Below are 17,371 nucleotides of genomic sequence, written 5' to 3'. Positions count from 1 at the left end.
GGCGGGAACGACTTCGCGTTCGTCGCCCGGCTCACCAACGCAGCCCCCAACTCCCGGAAAATCAGTCACCTTTCGTGGGCGCACGTGGGTCCATGCCTGTCCGATCGGTGGAAGTCGCCGCCGATATCATGCACGGCGTGACGAACTCATACGCGGGCCTTGACGATGCCGGGGTGGCGATAGCGGCAGCACAGGCCGGCGCACACGTGGTGCGCACGATGTACGGCCGGAACCTCACTCGCATCCACAAGGGAGCCGGGGACTTCGCCACCGCCGCCGATGTCGAGGCCGAGAAGACGATTCTCGGCGTCATCCGTGCCGCTCGGCCCGAGGATGCGGTGCTCGGTGAGGAGAGCGGGGAGCAGGGGGCCGCCGGCGCTGCGCGCCGGTGGTTGGTCGATCCCTTGTGCGGCACGCTGAACTACGCCGTCGGCAACATGCTGGTGGCTGTCAACGTGGCGCTGTATGACGGGGCGGCGGCGGTGGCCGACCCGTTCAGTGGCGAGGTCTTCTTCACTGACGGTGAGACCGCGTGGATGCGGCACGACGGTGCTGACGTCCGGCTGTCTCCCACGCCCGCCACCCAACTGGTGGATGTCAACCTGGACCCGCCGTTCCCGAACGCGCCCGGCTTCCGGGCGGTGGATCTGCTGGCCCACCCCGGGTTCATCGAGCGGTTCCGGCCGCGGGTCGTATCCACGACGCTGGCGTTGGCCTGGGTCGCTGCGGGCAAGCGTGCAGCGTATGTCACCGATGGCGGGGATTTCCGCGGCAGCGTGCATTTCGCCGCAGGCATCGCTCTGTGCCGGGCCACCGGCTGCGTAGTCACCGGAATCGACGGAGCTCCGCTCGGGCAGGCAGGCCGCGGACTCGTTGTGGCCGCCGACGCCGAAACCCACGAGCTGCTGATGTCGATGATCCGCAATCGAAGCTGACCTGACACCAGAGGGTGCTCGCGCGGAGAAGACGGCGACAAGCAGCGCACGCCACATCGTGCCCAGCAGCCGGGCCCAGGGGCTCGGGGGCACGTGATCGGCCCCGGGAAGCCGACCGGGCCGGTCCGACAGGGTGGTCGGAGCCGGCCCGTTGGCGGGTGTCCGTGCGGCTACTTGATGTCAAGCAGCTGCTCCAGCGGGTCGATGCCGAAGTAGACGAGGAAGAGCGCCGCGGTGCCCCAGAGCAGCCAGTGGACCTCGCGGGCCTTGCCCAGGCACGCCTTGATGACCACGTACGAGACGAAGCCGGCGCCGATGCCGTTGGTGATGGAGTAGGTGAGCGGCATGACGGCGATGGTCAGGAACGCGGGGACGGCGAGTTCGTACCGGTCCCAGTCGATGTGCTTGACCTGGGTCATCATCAGGAACCCGACCGCGACGAGGGCGGGGGACGCGGCCTGGAGGGGCACGATGGTCAGAACGGGGGTGAAGAAGAGGGCGAGGGCGAACAGGCCACCGGTGATGAGATTGGCGAAACCGGTGCGCGCCCCTTCGCCGACACCGGCGGCGGACTCGATGTAGGTGGTGGCGGACGAGGCGGAGGCGGCGCCGCCCGCGACGGCGGCTGCGCCGTCGATGAGCAGGACGCGGCCCAGGCCGGGGACCTGGCCGCGCTCGTCGAGGAGCCCCGCTTCGGCGGTGACGCCGACGATGGTGCCCATCGTGTCGAAGAAGTCGGACAGGATGAGGGTGAAGATGAGCAGGATGACGGTCAGCACGCTGATCTGGCTGAACGAGCCGAACAGGTCGAAGTTGCCCAGGAGTCCGAAGTCGGGGGCCGCGATGGGCTTGTCGGGCAGCGAGGGCTCGGTCAGGCCCCAGGTCTTGACGTCGGCGATCGCGTTGATGATGACGGCGAGGACGGTCATCAGGACGATGCTGATGAGGATGGCGCCCTTCACCTTGCGGGCCAGGAGGACGATCGTCACCAGCACACCGATGCAGAAGACGAGCGTGGGCCAGCCGGTGAGGGTGCCCGTGCCGAGCTGAACGGGCACGGTGGTGTTCGCGGCGTCCGGGACGCGGGTGACGAACCCGGAGTCCACGAAGCCGATGAAGGCGATGAACAGGCCGATGCCGACACTGATGGCCTGCTTGAGGGGCTGCGGAATGGCGTGCATGACGGCCTCGCGCAGACCGGTCATCACCAGGACGCAGATCAGCAGACCTTCGAGCACGATGAGGCCCATCGCGTCGTCCCAGCTCATCAGGGGAGCGATCTGGAAGGCGACGACGGCGTTGAGACCCAGGCCCGCGGCCAGGGCGAGCGGCAGATTGCCGGCCACACCCATGATCACGGTCATCACGGCGGCCACAAGGGTTGTCGCGGTGGCCAGTTGGGTGGCATCCAGCTGCTCGCCGAACTTGTCCTCGGTGCTGCCGAGGATGATCGGGTTGAGCACGAGGATGTACGCCATGGTGAAGAATGTGGCGAACCCGCCACGTATCTCACGACCGTAGGTCGAGCCGCGTTCACTGATGCGGAAGAACCGGTCGAGCGGTCCGCCCGATCCGGTTGTCGGCTCGTACGCCGGGCCTGTCGTGCTGGTTTGCATGACTGCGTCTCCTGGACCTGCGGGGAAGAGGGAAAGGGGAAAAAGGCATGGCGGTGCCGCCGTGAGCCCGTGACAGTCGGCGGTGCGAACACACGTGCGGCGTCTTGCGAGCGGATCATACGTGGCGACTATTCCGCCACAACCTCTTTGCAGCTTTCTCCAGTTGACTCACACACACCGCCCGTGCGAGTTCCTGCCGAAATGCTGGTGACCTATCCCACCAAAACGGGAATAAGATGAAAGTGCCCTCTGGAATTGACCCGGGTAACTCTTTACTCTCGGCCCGTGCACCCTCCGCTACCTTTCAACAGGCGCGCCGCCCGCATCCTGCGCGAGAAACTCGGGATGGCTCCGGGCCATGTCGCTTACGGCATGCGCGCCTCGTACGGCATGACCCACATCACTCCCGACCACATCACCGCATGGGAACGCGGCACCGCCCTGCCCGCCCACGGCGAGGTCGCCGCCCTGGCCGCAGCCCTGTGGTGCACCCCCAGCGAACTCATGGGCACCCCCCACACCTTGCGCGAACACCGCCTGGCCCGTGGGCTCGCCGCTGAGGACGTCGCCCGCGCCACCGGCCTCACCCTCGACGCCTACCGCCAGATGGAAGAAACCGGCCGATGGGCCGGTGACAAACGGCATTCCGCCAAACTCGGCGAGTTCCTCGGTCTTCCCCCGCGCGACTTCATCGCCATCACCGGCCTGGAGGAAGAACTCACCCGACTCCTCACCGAGGCCGTCTCCACCCGCTGGCAAGCCCATATCCGTGCCATTGCCCGCCTCATCTCCACGGACCGCCGCGCCCTGCAGGACCCCCTGCGCACCATGCATCAGGAGTACCAGGACCTCATGGCCGCCACTCTCAGCCGGGCCGGCGGCACCGGCGCATCCGGCGAGGACGGGCGGCGCTATATCGACGACATCGTCAATCGCTTCTGGTCCCTGCTCCCGGAATCGTAGATCTTCTGTGAGAGGTTGGTCCAGGCCGTGAATCCGGGGATGGTTCGTGGAGATCTGGCGGACCCCCAATGGCCCTGTATGGAAGCGGTGTTGCCGACGCTGCGCACTACGACGGTGTTGTTCCACCCTCGCGCACACGTCGGCGCGATCTGAGCACGCTGGGCCGAAATACAACACCACTCCCGAGGCGGGCCAGACCTGGGAACCGGCTCACCAGGCCCACTTCGGAGTCCAGATGCCGCTGTCGGGGCGGCCGGGGTAGGCAGAGGTGAGGTGGTTTCGCAGTGCGGTGAGGGCGGGGTGCGGATTGTCGGTGCGCCAGATCAGTGAGTGCGGGTAGACCGGGGTCGGGTCGTGCAGGGGGATGCGCCGCAGGTCGTGGCCGGCGGGCCAGACCAGGGGAGTCTGCTCGCTGACGAAGGTCGCCAATGTCGAGGAGCCCGCGATCGTGTCGAGGAGGGGCTCGATACCGAAGTCGGGGCCGACCGGGTCGATGGTGAGACCGAATGCGGCGGCGAGTTCGTCGTAGTAGGCGGCCCACTCGGTGCCAGGCATGTTGCCGGGCATCCAGATCCGGCACCCGGCGAGCTGGGCGGGAGCGATCGCGCGGGCGGCCGCGAACTCGTGGGCCGGCCCGGTGAACAGGTGCAGCGGTTCGTCGAAGACCGGAGTGGCCTCGATACCGTCGGGGAGCTGCCGGCCCGGCATGGTCACGGCGCGGAAGGTCGCGTCGATCGCTCCGGACCGGACCGCGGCGATGGCCGTGTCGCAGTCGAAGAGGGTCACGACATCAAGATCGGTCTCGGGATACGCGCGGTGGAAGTCGCGCAGCAGACCCGCCAGTGAGAGCCGACGGCCGATCACGTCGACGCGCAACGCCCGGCGCCCTGGCCGCACGGAAGCGGCTGCCCGTTCCTCGGCTTGGAGAAGAGCCCGGGCGTAAGGCAGGAACGCCTGCCCGTCGATGGTCAGCCGGGCTCCGCGGGCCGTACGGCTGAACAGTTGCACACCGAGGTCCTTCTCCAGCACGGCGATGCGCTTGGAGACGGCCTGCGGTGTGATCGACAAGTTGGCGGCGGCTTCTTGGAACTGTCCCGCGTCCACGGCGGTGACGAAGGTGCGCACGGCGATGAGGTCCACACCGGTAATCCTAGTTGGACAACCAATCGTTGAGTCTGCCTGGTGAAATGGTTGTTTGATTCCAGTACGCCATGCTCGCTTTGATGTCTCTGGTCAATATGCGGTTTCGCAAGCAGCGCGGCAGGAGGAGTGCTGCCCGACAGCCGGGTGGCTGCTGGGCCTGCATTTGAAGGGCTCGGACCGATCGTGCGCACGGGTGGTTCGACCCTTGGCCGGCCCGTCGACGCGACCGCACCGCGACCGGCCGAGCCGTCACCCATCTGCTGATGCGGGTGCGGTCGGCCACCGACAAGGCCCCCTCGCGCCTCTGGCCGGACGGGGCTTCCTCTTCACCCCGGAGGCGACCCACACGTGCCGGATTCCTTCGTTCACCTGCACAATCACACCGAATACTCGATGCTCGACGGGGCGCAGAAGCTGAAGCCCATGTTCGGCGAGGTGGCCCGGCAGAAGATGCCCGCGATTGCCATGAGCGATCACGGCAACATGTTCGGCGCCTACGAGTTCGCCGAGGTCGCGAAGGGCTTCGAGGGGATCAGGCCGATCATCGGCATCGAGGCCTATGTGGCGCCTTCCTCTCGGTTCTCCCGGAAGCAGGAGTTCTGGGGGCCGGGGGGCCGTCGGGCCATGAGCGAGGACGGCGAGGCGTCGAAGGACGTCTCCGGTGGTGGTCGCTTCACCCATATGACCATGTGGGCGCGGAACGCCCAGGGGTTGCGGAACCTGCTGTGGCTGAGCACGCAGGCCAGCTACGAAGGTCAGTTCCCGGCCGGCAAACCGCGCATGGACCGGGAGCTGATCGCCGAGCGGCCGGACGGCATCATCGCCACCACAGGCTGTCCGTCCGGCGAGATCCAGACCCGTCTGCGTCTGGACCAGTACGACGAGGCGAAAGCCACCGCCACGGCCTACCAGGAAATCTTCGGCCGCGAGCACTACTTCCTGGAGCTGATGGACCACGGCCTGGACATCGAGCGTGACGTCCGTGAGGGCCTGCTGCGCCTGGCCAAGGAACTGCGCATCCCCCTCCTGGCCACCAATGACGCGCACTACGTCACCGAAGACCAGGCCGATGCCCACGACAGCCTGCTGTGCATCGGTGTCGGGAAGAACAAGAACGACCCGGGCCGCTTCCGTTTCAACGGTTCCGGCTACTACCTCAGGAGCGCCGCAGAAATGCGCCGCCTGTTCTCGGAACTGCCGGAAGCCTGCGACAACACACTGCTGATCGCCGAGCGCATCGAGTCCTACGCCGGTGTCTTCGACCACGTCGACGAGATGCCGCAGTTCCCGGACGTGCCCGAAGGCGTGACCCAGGAGTCGTGGCTCCGCAAGGAAACCCTGAAGGGTTTGGCGATGCGCTACGGGGACCCGATCCCCCAGCACGTGCTGGAGCGCTTCGAGACCGAGATGAAGGTCATCGGCCCCATGGGGTTCAGCTCCTACTTCCTCGTCGTCGCGGACATCTGCCGCCACGCCCGGAACAACAAGATCCCCCTCGGTCCGGGCCGGGGCTCGTGCACCGGCTCGATCGTCGCCTACGCCACCCGCATCACCGAGCTGTGCCCTCTGGAACACGGCCTGCTGTTCGAGCGTTTCCTGAACCCCGAGCGCATCAACCCGCCGGACGTCGACCTCGACTTCGACGACCGTCAGCGCGACCGGATGGTCCAGTACGTCACCGAGAAGTACGGCGGGGAGTACACCGCCATGGTGAACACGTTCGGCAGGATCAAGGCCAAGAACGCGATCAAGGACTCGTCGCGCATCCTTGGATATCCCTACGCCCATGGGGAGCGGATCACCAAGGCCCTCCCGCCGGACCAGAACGGCAAGCCCGCCCCTCTGGCCGCCGTCTTCGACTCCTCCCACGAGCGGTACGGCGAGGCCGGCGAGATCCGGCGGATGTACGAGAGCGAACCGGACGTGAAACGGGTCATCGACACCGCCCGTGGAGTGGAGGGCCTCACCCGGGGCACCGGCGTGCACGCCGCGGCGGTGATCCTGTCCAGGACGAAGCTCACCGACCGCATCCCGCTGCACATGCGCGCATCGGACGGCGTGAAGATCACCGGCTTCGACTACCCCTCCTGCGAGGCCATGGGCCTGATCAAGATGGACTTCCTCGGGCTGCGGAACCTGGGGGTCATCGATCAGGCCATCGAGAACATCCGCGAGAACCGGGGCATAAGCCTGGCCACCGTGGATCCTCAGGACGGCGACCCGTCCACCGTCGTGATTCCCCTGGACGACGCCAAGACGTACCGGCTGCTGGCCGAGGGCAACACCTTCGGTGTCTTCCAGCTCGACGGAGGCGGCATGCGGGTCCTGCTGAAGCAGATGGAACCCACCCGGTTCGAGGACATCGCCGCGGTCAACGCCCTCTACCGGCCCGGCCCCATGGCGGCCAACGCGCACACCGACTACGCACACCGCAAGACCGGCCGCCAGGAGATCACCCCGATCCACCCCGAGCTGCGCGACGCCCTGGAGCCGATCCTCGGCAACACCTTCCACCTGCTCGTCTACCAGGAGCAGATCATGGCCATCGCCCGGGAACTCGCCGGATACACCCTCGGCGGCGCCGACCTCCTGCGCCGCGCGATGGGCAAGAAGAAGCCGGAGGTGCTGGCGGCGGAGTGGGAGAAGTTCCACGACGGCATGCTTCGCAACGGGTACGGCGAGGAAGCCATCAAGGCCCTGTGGGACGTCATGCTCCCCTTCTCCGGATACGCGTTCAACAAGTCGCACACCGCCGGCTACGGCCTCGTCTCGTACTGGACCGCCTACCTCAAGGCCAACTACCCGGCCGAGTACATGGCCGCCCTGCTCACCTCGGTCGGCGACGACAAGGACAAGGCCGCGGTCTACCTGGCCGACGCCCGCCAGAACCACGTCCGCGTTCTCCAGCCCGACGTGAACGAGTCCGCATCCGAGTTCACCGCCGTCGGCGAGGACGTACGGTTCGGGCTGAAGTCCGTACGCAATGTCGGTGACAACGTCATCGAGGCAATCATCGACGCGCGCCGCCGAAAGGGGAAGTTCGCTTCTTTCTCCGACTTCCTCGACAAGGCCGACCTGCCCGCGCTGAACAAACGAGCTGTGGACTCCCTGATCAAGGCCGGCGCCTTCGACTCCCTGAAGCACTCGCGCAAGGGGCTCGCCGCCATCCACGAGGACGCCATCGACGCGATCATTCCGGTGAAGAAGGCGGCGAGCTTCGGACAGGACGATCTCTTCACAGGCTTCACCGATGCAGGAAGCGACGAACTCGCCTTCGGCCTCGACTTTCCCGTCGACGCAGCAGAGTGGCCCCGCAGACAACTCCTCGCGACCGAGCGCGAAATGCTCGGCCTCTACGTCTCGGCCCACCCGCTGGACGGTGCCGAGCACATCCTGGCCAGGGCGCGGGACTGCACCATCGCCGAACTGCTCGCCTCGGGCCGCACCACCGGGGACGTGCAGTTGTCCGGACTGATCACCGATATCCAGCTCAAGATGACCAAACAGGGCAAGCACTGGGCCGTCGTGACCCTCGCGGACCGTCATGCCGGCATCGAGGTCCTCTTCTTCCCTGCCGCCTACCAACTCGTGCAGCACGCGCTGGCCGAGGACAATGTCGTCTCTGTCAGGGGCAGGACCGAAGACCGCGACGGGACGGTGAACATGTTCGGCCGCGAACTCTCCGTCCTCGACATCTCCTCTGCCGAAAACGGTGGCAGGTCACCTGTGCGGCTCGTGCTCCCCCTGCACCGCGTCACCGAACAGTCCGTCGAAGAGCTCAAGCGAATCCTCGCGGCCCATCCGGGCGACAGTCCCGTACATCTCAGTGTCCGCGGTGCACGCAAGACCACCGTCTACGCCCTCCGGGCCACGGTGGACCCCACGACCATCGCCTCCGACATCAAAGGCACCTTCGGGGCCGACGCCTGGCGAGGCGTTGCATGAGCCCGCGCAGGCCTGCACGTATGAGCCCGAGCAGGTCTGCGCGGCGTACGGGAAGGCCCAGGAAGGGCGCCACCCCGCCCGGGGCCGACGGTTGCGGACGGCGCCCGGACGCGTGGTATGCACTGTTATGCGGACAGGATCCCCAACAGCGCTGCGCTGAACTCCTCGGGGCGTTCCAGGTGTACCGAATGCCCCGCTCCGGACACGGCCACCTCTCGTACCGAGCCGCCGGCCGCCGCGTACCGGTCCAGAACATGACGGGTCTGTGCCACCATCGGCTGGGCGGGGGTCCCGTCCCAGTCCGGCACCGCGCCGATCGCGCCCAGGTGGGCCAGGTCGAACATCGAGGTGTCGGAGACGATGACGTCGTCCTCGCCGCGTACCCACAGCACCGGCGGCTTGGGATCGATCGTGTGCAGGTCGCCGATGCGGAAGTACGTCGGCGCAAGGCAGTTGAGCACCCCGCGGGTGCCCGGCGCGATCCCCGGCCAGGCGGAGGACGGCGTGCTGTCGCCCGGGTAGTGGTCGTCACCGGTCCGTGTGGTGAGCATGGACTCGACGTACTCGTCCTCGTGCTCGGGGCGCATCGGCGGCTTGACGTAGCAGGTGGCCAGGACGCTGCGGGGCGAGAGCGGCGAATCCTCGCCGCGGTCGCCCTTGGCGAGCAGCTGGACGAACTCGGGATTGGCCGTGCCGCCGCCCGAGCCGGCCCCGTCGGGGGAGTTGAGGGTGCCGTCCGGCCCGTGCGTACCGCCGAAGCCGTACGGGGAGACGGGGTTGACCAGGGTCAGTGAACGCACGGCGGCCGGGTGGTCGCGCAGGTACTGCATGACCACTCCTCCACCCATGGACCAGCCCACCAGGTGTGCCCGGTCGACTTCGAGGGCGGCGAGCAGCGCGGTGAGGTCATCGGTGTAGTCGAGCAGTCCGCGTGTCGCGTCGACCGGCAGCGGGTCCGTGCCGCCGAAGCCGCGCAGGTCCACGGCGATGGGGCGGTAGCGCTGCGGGAGGGCGAGCAGGGCGGTGCGCCAGAAGGCGGAGGAGGAGACGTTGCCGTGGACGAAGACGACCGGTTCGCCCTCGTCCCGGACCTCGAGGATCTGGGCGGTCAGCCGGTCGGTGGAGACGCGGCGGGTGCGGAGTGAGGCCATGTCGGGTCCTTCAGGAGAGCCAGGTGGCGACTTGGGAGGTGGCCGCGCTGTGCCAGCCCAGCTCGAGGTGGTTGGCGGTCGCGATGGTGGCCTTGCCGCCGACCGTGGGGATGCCGGTGGTGTCGAGCGCGCTGGAGATGAAGACGACGCCGTCGCTGGGTCCGCGGTTCTCGTTGAAGATACCGACGACATCGGCGGATCCGCCGGCCAGCAGATACGTGCTGACGGAGGCGGGTACTCCGGCGCTGTGCAGCGGTGCGATCAGCGATCCGGCGTCGATGGCTGCCTGGATGCCGCCGCCCGCGGTGTAGAAGCCCTGGCCGCCGTAGTAGGTCGTGTACCAGTCCTGTGCGGCGCCGTCGACTCCGTACGTGCCGTCCCAGCGTGCCAGCATCTGGCGCTGGCCGGGATAGTTGTCGTATCCGCCGGAGGGTGTCATCGAGAACTCGGGGTGCGCGGTGTACTGGCCGTAGCAGGTCATGTGGGAGTGCGGGGAGGGGGCGTTGATCTTTCCGCCGCACTCGGGCCAGACGGAGAAGTCGTGGGCCCAGCCGTGGGCGTACGGGTAGTCGTAGCCGCCGTTCGGACCGCCCAGTGTGATCAGCTTCCGTACGTCGCCGGCGTACGCCCGCCCCCAGCTCGGCTTCACGGACGACACATACGCGCGGGTCGACATCTCGCCCTTGCTCCAGCCGACCAGATCGACCTTGCTCACGCCCAGCTTCGCCTTGATGACGGCGATGGCGTCGCCGACGATCTGCGCCTGCATCAGGTTGTCGCCCTGCTTGTGCGCGAAGCCGACGGCGAAGACGCGGTGGCCGCGTGCGGACAGGGACTGCATCAGCCCGGTGGACGGGCAGGACAGGGCTCCGCAGCCGTAGCCGCCCGACTCGCCCGGGTTGGCCCAGGCGCGGTCCGCGGTGTCGTTCGCGCCGTGGACGAGGAGGACGGGCGTGGTGCGGGAGCCGGTGTTCCAGCCGGGGGCGGAGTAGAGGAGGAAGCGGCCCGAGGACGGGCGGGAGACGCCACCGAAGTAGGTGACTCGCTTGCCGTCCTGGTCACCTCGGCCGTCCGAGGGATAGCCCTCGGTGCGGAAGCCGCTGGTGGTGTCGAGATAGCGGTCGACACGCTCCCAGCCGTTGGTGACGGTGCCGTCTCCGTAGCTCGCCTCCAGGGTGAGGTACGCGGGTGGTTCGGCGGCCGCGGCGCTTCCGCCGGTGGCCGCCGGCCCGGCCACCACTGCCAGGAGCAGGGCGGGCAGCAGCCGCCACCGGCGCCCAGCGCTCCGTCTTTTCCACATGTCCCTGCCTCCTTGGCCACGATGCCGATGCGACGCACACGCTAGGTAACGGGCGACCGGGGAGGGGATGTGCGTGGACCACACAAGGGGAGCGGTCCGTATGGGGCCGGACGCCGGACAGGGAGGTGGCGATCGCCTCCTCGGTGTCCTGTCCGGCCGCGTGGACCAGGATCAACGCCGTCCGGACCGAGCCGCCCCGGAGCACGCCGAGACCGGCGCCGATGAGGAGGGAAGCCGCGACGACCAGGAGGTCACCGGGGGCTCTGCAGGTCTGCGATCACCCTGCGGATGTCGGGGCGCGGCCCGCGGTTGTACGGCAGCTTGGACAGCATGACGCCCATGGCACAGGAATTACTGACGGCCGCGTACATCAGGCCGGCGCCGATCGCCGTGCCGATCAGGTGCACGCCCGGCACGAACACGCCGACGAGACCGGTCGTCAGGACGACCGAGCCGGCCACGAGCCGGACCTGGCGCTCCATGTCCCATCGCTCGGGCCCACGGTTCACGGGCGCGCCGGCCGTCTCCCAGGCGACGATGCCGCCCTCGAGGACGCGGAGGTTCGGCAGCCCGGCGTCGGCCAGGATCTTCTCGGCCTGGGCGGCACGGGTCCCGGAGCGGCAGACGAGTACGACGTCCTCGTCGAGGTGGGCCAGGAGCTCGGCCCGGTGCTCGCGCAGCGTGGCCAGGGGCACGTTGCACGAGCCCGGGATGTGAGCCGTACGGAATTCAGCGGGCGTGCGCACGTCGAGCAGGCGCGGTGCCCGCCCTTCCTGGACGAGTCGGTGCAGCACGGTCGGGCTGAGGGAGTGGGTGGGTGCGGGAGTGGTGCTCACAGGGGGTTCCCTTTCCGGCCGCTCGCATATACCTGGAGGGATATATGAGCGGATGTGTGGAGGTGTGAGGGGGCCTTGCAGGTTGCGGGGCCCCGGGGGGAGTGGGGATGCAGGTCAGGCCGTGACGGGCTCGGAGGCTGTAAGGGCCCAGGCGGCGTGTCCGCCGAGGAGGTCGGAGACGTCCCGGAAGCCTCGGTGGCGCAGCAGGCTGGCCGCGATGGAGGAGCGGTGGCCGCCGGCGCAGTGCAGGACGAGGGGCCGGTCGGCGGGCAGTTCGCCGCTGCGGGCGGGCAGTTCGCTCAGGGGGATGTGCAGGGCGGAGTCGATGAAGCCGTTCGCCTCGCGCTCGCCGCAGGTGCGGACATCCACGACGACGGGAGGGTTGTCGCCGGCGAGGGCGGTGCGCAGGTGGGCGGCGGTCACACGGCTCGCGGGGGTGACTTCGTCGGCCAACGCCTCCAGGCCGTCCTCGGGGTTGCGCAGGTAGCCGACGGCGCGGTCGAAGCCGATCCGGGCCAGGCGGGTGACGACCTCCTCCTCCCGGTTCTGCGGTGCCATGACGACCAGCTCGTCGGCCGGGTCGAGCACGGTGCCGGCCTGTTCGGCGAACCGCCCGTCGGCGGGCACGTTCACCGCGCCACGCAGGTGTCCGACCGCGAACTCCTGCGGGTCGCGTGCGTCCACGACGACCGCTCCGGCGGCACGCAGCCCGGTGAACTCGGCGAGCGTCAGCGGCCGGGGGGCCGTCGTCGCTCCGTACCGGGCGCGGTCCTTGCGGTTCAGTTCGGCGTCGTAGGCGAAGTAGCCGGGCGCGGCGGACTGGCCGGCGGTGACGAGCGCGACGAACTCCTCGCGGCTCATCGGCGCGCACGCGTAGTTGGTGGCGCGCTGCTCGCCGATGGTCGACTGCTTCTCGGTCGAGAGGTTCTTGCCGCAGGCGGAGCCGGCGCCGTGTGCGGGGAAGACACGGACCTCGTCGGCAAGGCCCATCAGCTTGTTCTGGACGCTGTCGTGCAGCATCGCGCCGAGCTCCTCGGCGGTGACGCCGATCGAGGCGAGCAGATCGGGGCGGCCGACGTCGCCGATGAACAGCGCGTCACCGGTGAGGACGCCGTACGGGTCGGTGTCGTCGGCGTGTTCGTACACGAGGACGCTGATGGACTCGGGAGTGTGCCCCGGCGTCTCCAGGATCTCCAGGGTGACGTCGCCGAGGGAGATCCGCTCGCCCTCGGCGAGCTTGCGGATGGGGTACTCGGTCTCGGCCCGGCGGCCGTAGCCGATCCAGGCGCCGGTCGCATCCGCCATCTCCAGGTGGCCGGCGACGAAGTCCGCGTGGAAGTGCGTGTTGATCACGCCGACCACCGTGAAGCCGCGTGCGGCGGCGTCGGCCAGGTACTCGGAGACGTCCCGGCGCGGGTCGACGACCACCGCCCGGCCCGTGCGCTCGTCGGCGATCATGTACGACGCCTGGGAGAGGCAGTCGAGGTAGTACTGGGTGAAGAACACGGCAATCCCTTCATGAAGAACGCGCACCCTGCGTGGGCGCGGAGGGTGCTGGGGCATGGGGGCGGTTGCACACCCCCGGCGGACGGGGTCCCGGCCGGTGGACCAGGTGTTCAGGCGGTCTGGTGGACCATTCCGCGCACGAGCGGACGGCCGGTGCGGGCCCGGCCGGCCGTGCCGCCTGAGACGGATACGGCGTCCACCCCGAGGGCCGCCGGATGGTCGGCGGCCCGGGCGCTCCGGTTACCGCCGGCACGGACCACGTGCACGGGCCTGTCGCCGGGCAGGCTGCCGAGGGCGGCACCGGGCGCGGACAGCGGGGCGCTGAGCGCGCCCGGGACATGGCCGGCCGTGTACTCGTCGGACTCGCGGACGCCGATGACGAACGCGCCGTTGGCGAGCTCGGCCGCGAAGACGTCCAGACCTGCTTCACGCATCGAGGTATCCCTTGCTTCAATACCCCCTGGGGTATTTATGTACTCGACCGTAAGCCGGTGCCCGGGGGGAAGTCAAATACCCCCCTGGGTATCTTGGGTCACAGCGGTTGCATACGAGGATTCTTGGTCGTTGATACCCGAGGGGGTATTCTGAAGTGCGTATACGCGCCTCCCCGCAGATCGGGACCCTCGGGAATGACGCGCTGGGGCGGCAAGCGAACTCAACGTCGCCGTGGGCGGGCAGCCCTGTCTCTCGTCGTCCGCGACACCGCCGCCCATGTGGCGCTTGAACTCGCCAGCCACACCAAGCCCGTGCCCACCGGCGAGAACACCGGCCTGAAGGCCACCTTCATCACCCGCACCTCCCGGCACAACCGCTCCCTGCGCGGCGCCGGCCAGGCCGGACTGATCAACAACCTCAACGACGGCCTCACCTGGGGAGTCTTCCCTCTGCTGTTCACCGGCCACGGCCTCGGCCTGGCCGCCGTCGGCCTGATCAAGGGCCTCTGCCCCATCCTGTGTGTGGGGCATCGGCCAGATCCCCACCGGCCACCTCGCCGACCGCATCGGCCGCAAACCCCTCATTCGGCGCCAGCGAGCGCCACCCGCAGGACGTCTCCCGCGCCGCCCGCCACGCTCAGCCCTTCAAAGGTCTGGGACGTCGTCGAGGGGTGGGCGGGGACGGGGGATGGGGATCTCACGCTGCACGTTCGTGTCGCCCGTGTTCACGCTCACGCGGACCGCGCCCGGGATGGTGGGGGACTGCTGGATGGTGAGTCCGTACTGGCGGACGTCTGCCGCCTGGCAGAGCAGACCGAGGAGGTCGGCCACGACGCGCTGGGTGTCGGCGATCTGGTCAGGGGGGCAGTGCCGAAGCCGGAGCTCGGCGGCGACGACGCGCCGGGTGTGGCGCATCGAGTCGTGGTCTGCCGGCATGCAGACATACATGTGAGGCCTCCACTCCTGCGGGGGACGACCGGGGAAGGTTTTCGGCCATGTGGCCTAACCCACTATCTGAGGTCGCCCCACACTCTGCAACCCTGCAGAGTGCGAGCAAGCGGTTCTTGCCGGATCGTGGAGTCCGGCACCGCCGACGAGAAGGGACCCCTCCGCCTGTGTCACGGCCCCGCTCCGGCCCCACCGTGGCCCTACGCCTGTTCGCTTCCGAGCTGCGTGCCCGACGCGAAGCCGCGGGCTTCACCCTGGAAGCCGCCGCGACCGCGCTCGGTGTACACGACATGACACTCAGCCGCCTGGAGCTCGCCAGAACCGCTCCACGCCGGGCAACGGTGAGCCACCTGCTGCGCCTGTACGGGACGCCGGACACCGAGACGGAGACGGTACTGGCCTCACTGGACGAGGCACGGCGGCCGGGCTGGTGGCATCCGTACCGCGACATCCTCCCCGAACACCTGGCCGGGGTGATCGACCTGGAGTCAGCGGCCAGCCTGATCCGCACCTACGCCCCCGGCGTGGTCCCCGAACTGCTCCAGACCCCCGGCTACGCCCGCGCGCTCCTGGGGCTGAGGCACCCCCGCGCCGGCGCGGAGGAGATCGGCCGGCGACTGCGGCTCCTGGAGGAACGGCAGGAACACACCCTCTACCGCACGGACCGGCCCATACGCCTGTGGGCCCTGATCGAGGGCGTCGTGCTGGAGCGGGTGATCGGGGACCGGGACGTCATGGCCGAGCAACTCGCCCACCTGGACCGCTTCGCCGTGGACCGGGGGGCAGTGACCCTGCAGGTGATCCCCGCAGCGGCCGGACAGCACCCCTTGCTGCTGAGCGGATCCGTGGACATCCTGCGCTACACCCACCCGCAGCTCGCCGACCGGCTGGTCGTGCACGGCCTTCACCAGGAGGCCGCGACGGTCACGGAGGACAAAGGAGCGGTCCTCGCCTACCTCGCTGCGATGGACGCGACCGCGGCTCTCGCTCCGCCCCCGACGAACCGCATCCGAACCGGAGAGGACTCTTCATCATGACCGACAGCACGCAGGGCCCGGATCTCCAGCCCGAGAAACCGCACTCCGCACGGTTCTGGAACTACCTGTTGGGCGGCAAGGACAACTTCGCCGCGGACCAGGAACTCGGCGAGCAGATCAAGCGCGAGTACCCCGCCATGGTCGATGTGGCCCTCGCCACCCGCGCCTTCCTCGGACGGACCGTCCAGCACCTGGCCGGCGAGGAGGGCTACCGGCAGTTCCTCGACATCGGCACCGGACTGCCGACCGCCGACAACACCCACGAAGTCGCACAGCGCGTCGCACCCGACGCCCGGATCGTCTACGTCGACCACGACCCGATCGTCCTCGCGCACGCCCGCGCCCTGCTCACCAGCACACGCGAGGGCGCCACCGACTACGTGGACGCCGACCTGAGAGACCCGGACACGGTGCTCGCCCACGCCACGCGGACACTGGACCTGGACCGGCCGGTCGCGCTGATGCTGATGTCCGTCATCGGCCACGTCACAGACCCCGCCGAGGCCGCCGCCCTGGTGCAGGCGTACATGGCCCGCCTCGCCCCGGGCAGCTGCCTGGTGCTGTGCACGACCCTGGCCTCACCACAGGCCGACGCCGCGAGCGACTCCTACGGATCCTCCGGGACCATCCCCTACGTGACGAGCTCCGCCGAGACCATGACCGCGATGGCGAAAGGCCTCACCATCCCCCCGCCCGGCCTCGGACCGATCAACCGCTGGTTCCCCGACCCGCACACCGGCCCCGGCCCGGACACCGAACAGTGGGGGTTCGTCGCCTACAAGGCCGCCTGATCCTGCCGGCCGGCTGCCATCGGTCGGGGCAGTCCGGAAGAAGTGCCGGTGGACAGCAGCCGTGCGCCGCCGCACCGTGAAGATTCGGATCGCGCACATGGAACGAGAAGCAGCCACGGACACCGTCGTCCTCATCCACGGTCTCTGGATGACGCCGCTCTCGTGGGAGCACTGGGCCACGCGCTACGAGCAGCGCGGGCTGAAGGTGATCACCCCCGGCTACCCGGGCATCGAGCCGGGTCCCGCCGGAGTCGAGGCACTCCGCAACGACCCGTCACCGCTGGCCGGCCTGGGCGTGCGCGAAGTCTTCGGTCACCTCACGGAGGTCATCGACGCGCTCGGCAGCGAGCCGGTCATCATGGGGCACTCGTTCGGCGGTGCCTTCGTCCAGCTTCTCCTCGACGCCGGTTACGGTACGGCCGGCGTGTCCATCGACGGCGCGGCCGTGAAGGGCGTGAAGGCGCTGCCCTTCAGCGAGATCAAGGCCACCTTCCCTGTCCTGCACAACCCGCGGCCAACAAGAACCGGGCTGTGCCGATCGCCGAGAAGGACTTCCACTACGCCTTCACGAACAACCTCACCGTGCAGGAGTCGAAGGCCGTTTACGACCGCTACGCCGTCCCGGTCTCCGGCCGCATCCTGTTCCAGGGCGGCTTCGCGAACTTCACCCCGAACGCAGCGACGACCTGCAACTTCGCCAACGACGACCGTGCGCCGCTGCTGTTCATCTCCGGCGGCAACGACAACATCCTGCCGCCCGTAGTAC

Annotated in this window: 14 protein-coding genes; 6 read left to right on the top strand and 8 right to left on the bottom strand. The window is 68.8% G+C overall.

Annotated features, from left to right (window positions below; all coding sequences use genetic code 11):
* The first annotated feature begins 137 nt into the window (after window positions 1–137).
* Window positions 138–935 (top strand): inositol monophosphatase family protein, encoded by a 798-nt coding sequence (locus IE107_RS18570; RefSeq protein WP_189544922.1) that lies wholly within the window; start codon window positions 138–140, stop codon window positions 933–935.
* A gap of 170 nt (window positions 936–1,105) precedes the next feature.
* Here the strand turns inward: IE107_RS18570 and IE107_RS18565 are convergent, their stop codons facing one another.
* Window positions 1,106–2,551 (bottom strand): NCS2 family permease, encoded by a 1,446-nt coding sequence (locus IE107_RS18565; protein WP_189544921.1) that lies wholly within the window; start codon window positions 2,549–2,551, stop codon window positions 1,106–1,108.
* Between the two features lie 285 nt (window positions 2,552–2,836).
* On the opposite strand from IE107_RS18565, the gene IE107_RS18560 reads away from it, so the two are divergent.
* On the top strand, window positions 2,837–3,514 hold the full coding sequence (locus IE107_RS18560) for a helix-turn-helix domain-containing protein (RefSeq protein ID WP_189544920.1): 678 nt from the start codon (window positions 2,837–2,839) through the stop codon (window positions 3,512–3,514).
* Between the two features lie 210 nt (window positions 3,515–3,724).
* On the opposite strand, the gene IE107_RS18555 is transcribed toward IE107_RS18560, so the two are convergent.
* Complete coding sequence (locus tag IE107_RS18555; RefSeq protein WP_189544919.1) at window positions 3,725–4,654, bottom strand: LysR family transcriptional regulator; 930 nt, start codon at window positions 4,652–4,654, stop codon at window positions 3,725–3,727.
* Window positions 4,655–5,005: 351 nt separating this feature from the next.
* Here IE107_RS18555 and dnaE point away from each other — a divergent pair, with 351 nt between their 5' ends.
* Window positions 5,006–8,602 (top strand): DNA polymerase III subunit alpha, encoded by a 3,597-nt coding sequence (gene dnaE / locus IE107_RS18550; protein ID WP_189544918.1) that lies wholly within the window; start codon window positions 5,006–5,008, stop codon window positions 8,600–8,602.
* A 125-nt stretch (window positions 8,603–8,727) separates the two neighbouring features.
* Here the strand turns inward: dnaE and IE107_RS18545 are convergent, their stop codons facing one another.
* The 6 genes from IE107_RS18545 to IE107_RS18520 all read right to left on the bottom strand — a co-directional run bounded on the left by IE107_RS18545 (window position 8,728) and on the right by IE107_RS18520 (window position 14,765).
* The gene (locus IE107_RS18545; RefSeq protein WP_189544917.1) at window positions 8,728–9,753 is read right to left on the bottom strand and encodes an alpha/beta fold hydrolase; all 1,026 of its coding nucleotides are present in this window, start codon (window positions 9,751–9,753) and stop codon (window positions 8,728–8,730) included.
* Window positions 9,754–9,763: 10 nt separating this feature from the next.
* Complete coding sequence (locus IE107_RS18540) at window positions 9,764–11,053, bottom strand: esterase/lipase family protein (RefSeq protein ID WP_189544916.1); 1,290 nt, start codon at window positions 11,051–11,053, stop codon at window positions 9,764–9,766.
* A 251-nt stretch (window positions 11,054–11,304) separates the two neighbouring features.
* Window positions 11,305–11,889: a rhodanese-like domain-containing protein gene (locus IE107_RS18535; protein WP_189544915.1), complete on the bottom strand. Its 585-nt coding sequence runs from the start codon at window positions 11,887–11,889 to the stop codon at window positions 11,305–11,307.
* A 114-nt stretch (window positions 11,890–12,003) separates the two neighbouring features.
* On the bottom strand, window positions 12,004–13,395 hold the full coding sequence (locus IE107_RS18530) for an MBL fold metallo-hydrolase (protein ID WP_189544914.1): 1,392 nt from the start codon (window positions 13,393–13,395) through the stop codon (window positions 12,004–12,006).
* Between the two features lie 110 nt (window positions 13,396–13,505).
* Window positions 13,506–13,829 (bottom strand): rhodanese-like domain-containing protein, encoded by a 324-nt coding sequence (locus tag IE107_RS18525; protein WP_189544913.1) that lies wholly within the window; start codon window positions 13,827–13,829, stop codon window positions 13,506–13,508.
* Window positions 13,830–14,474: 645 nt separating this feature from the next.
* Window positions 14,475–14,765, bottom strand: a complete 291-nt coding sequence (locus IE107_RS18520; RefSeq protein ID WP_189544912.1) for a hypothetical protein — start codon at window positions 14,763–14,765, stop codon at window positions 14,475–14,477.
* A 206-nt stretch (window positions 14,766–14,971) separates the two neighbouring features.
* On the opposite strand from IE107_RS18520, the gene IE107_RS18515 reads away from it, so the two are divergent.
* The 3 genes from IE107_RS18515 to IE107_RS36145 all read left to right on the top strand — a co-directional run bounded on the left by IE107_RS18515 (window position 14,972) and on the right by IE107_RS36145 (window position 17,368).
* Complete coding sequence (locus IE107_RS18515; RefSeq protein ID WP_189544911.1) at window positions 14,972–15,814, top strand: helix-turn-helix domain-containing protein; 843 nt, start codon at window positions 14,972–14,974, stop codon at window positions 15,812–15,814.
* Entirely contained in the window at window positions 15,811–16,605 is a 795-nt protein-coding gene (locus IE107_RS18510) for an SAM-dependent methyltransferase (protein WP_189544910.1), read from the top strand. Before IE107_RS18515 ends, IE107_RS18510 begins: the two co-directional genes overlap by 4 nt.
* 97 nt (window positions 16,606–16,702) lie before the next feature.
* Complete coding sequence (locus IE107_RS36145) at window positions 16,703–17,368, top strand: alpha/beta hydrolase (RefSeq protein WP_373302464.1); 666 nt, start codon at window positions 16,703–16,705, stop codon at window positions 17,366–17,368.
* Window positions 17,369–17,371 lie beyond the last annotated feature (3 nt).

The organism is Streptomyces gelaticus (assembly GCF_014649535.1).
Classification (GTDB): domain Bacteria; phylum Actinomycetota; class Actinomycetes; order Streptomycetales; family Streptomycetaceae; genus Streptomyces; species Streptomyces gelaticus.
This window is presented reverse-complemented; position numbering and strand designations above follow the sequence as displayed.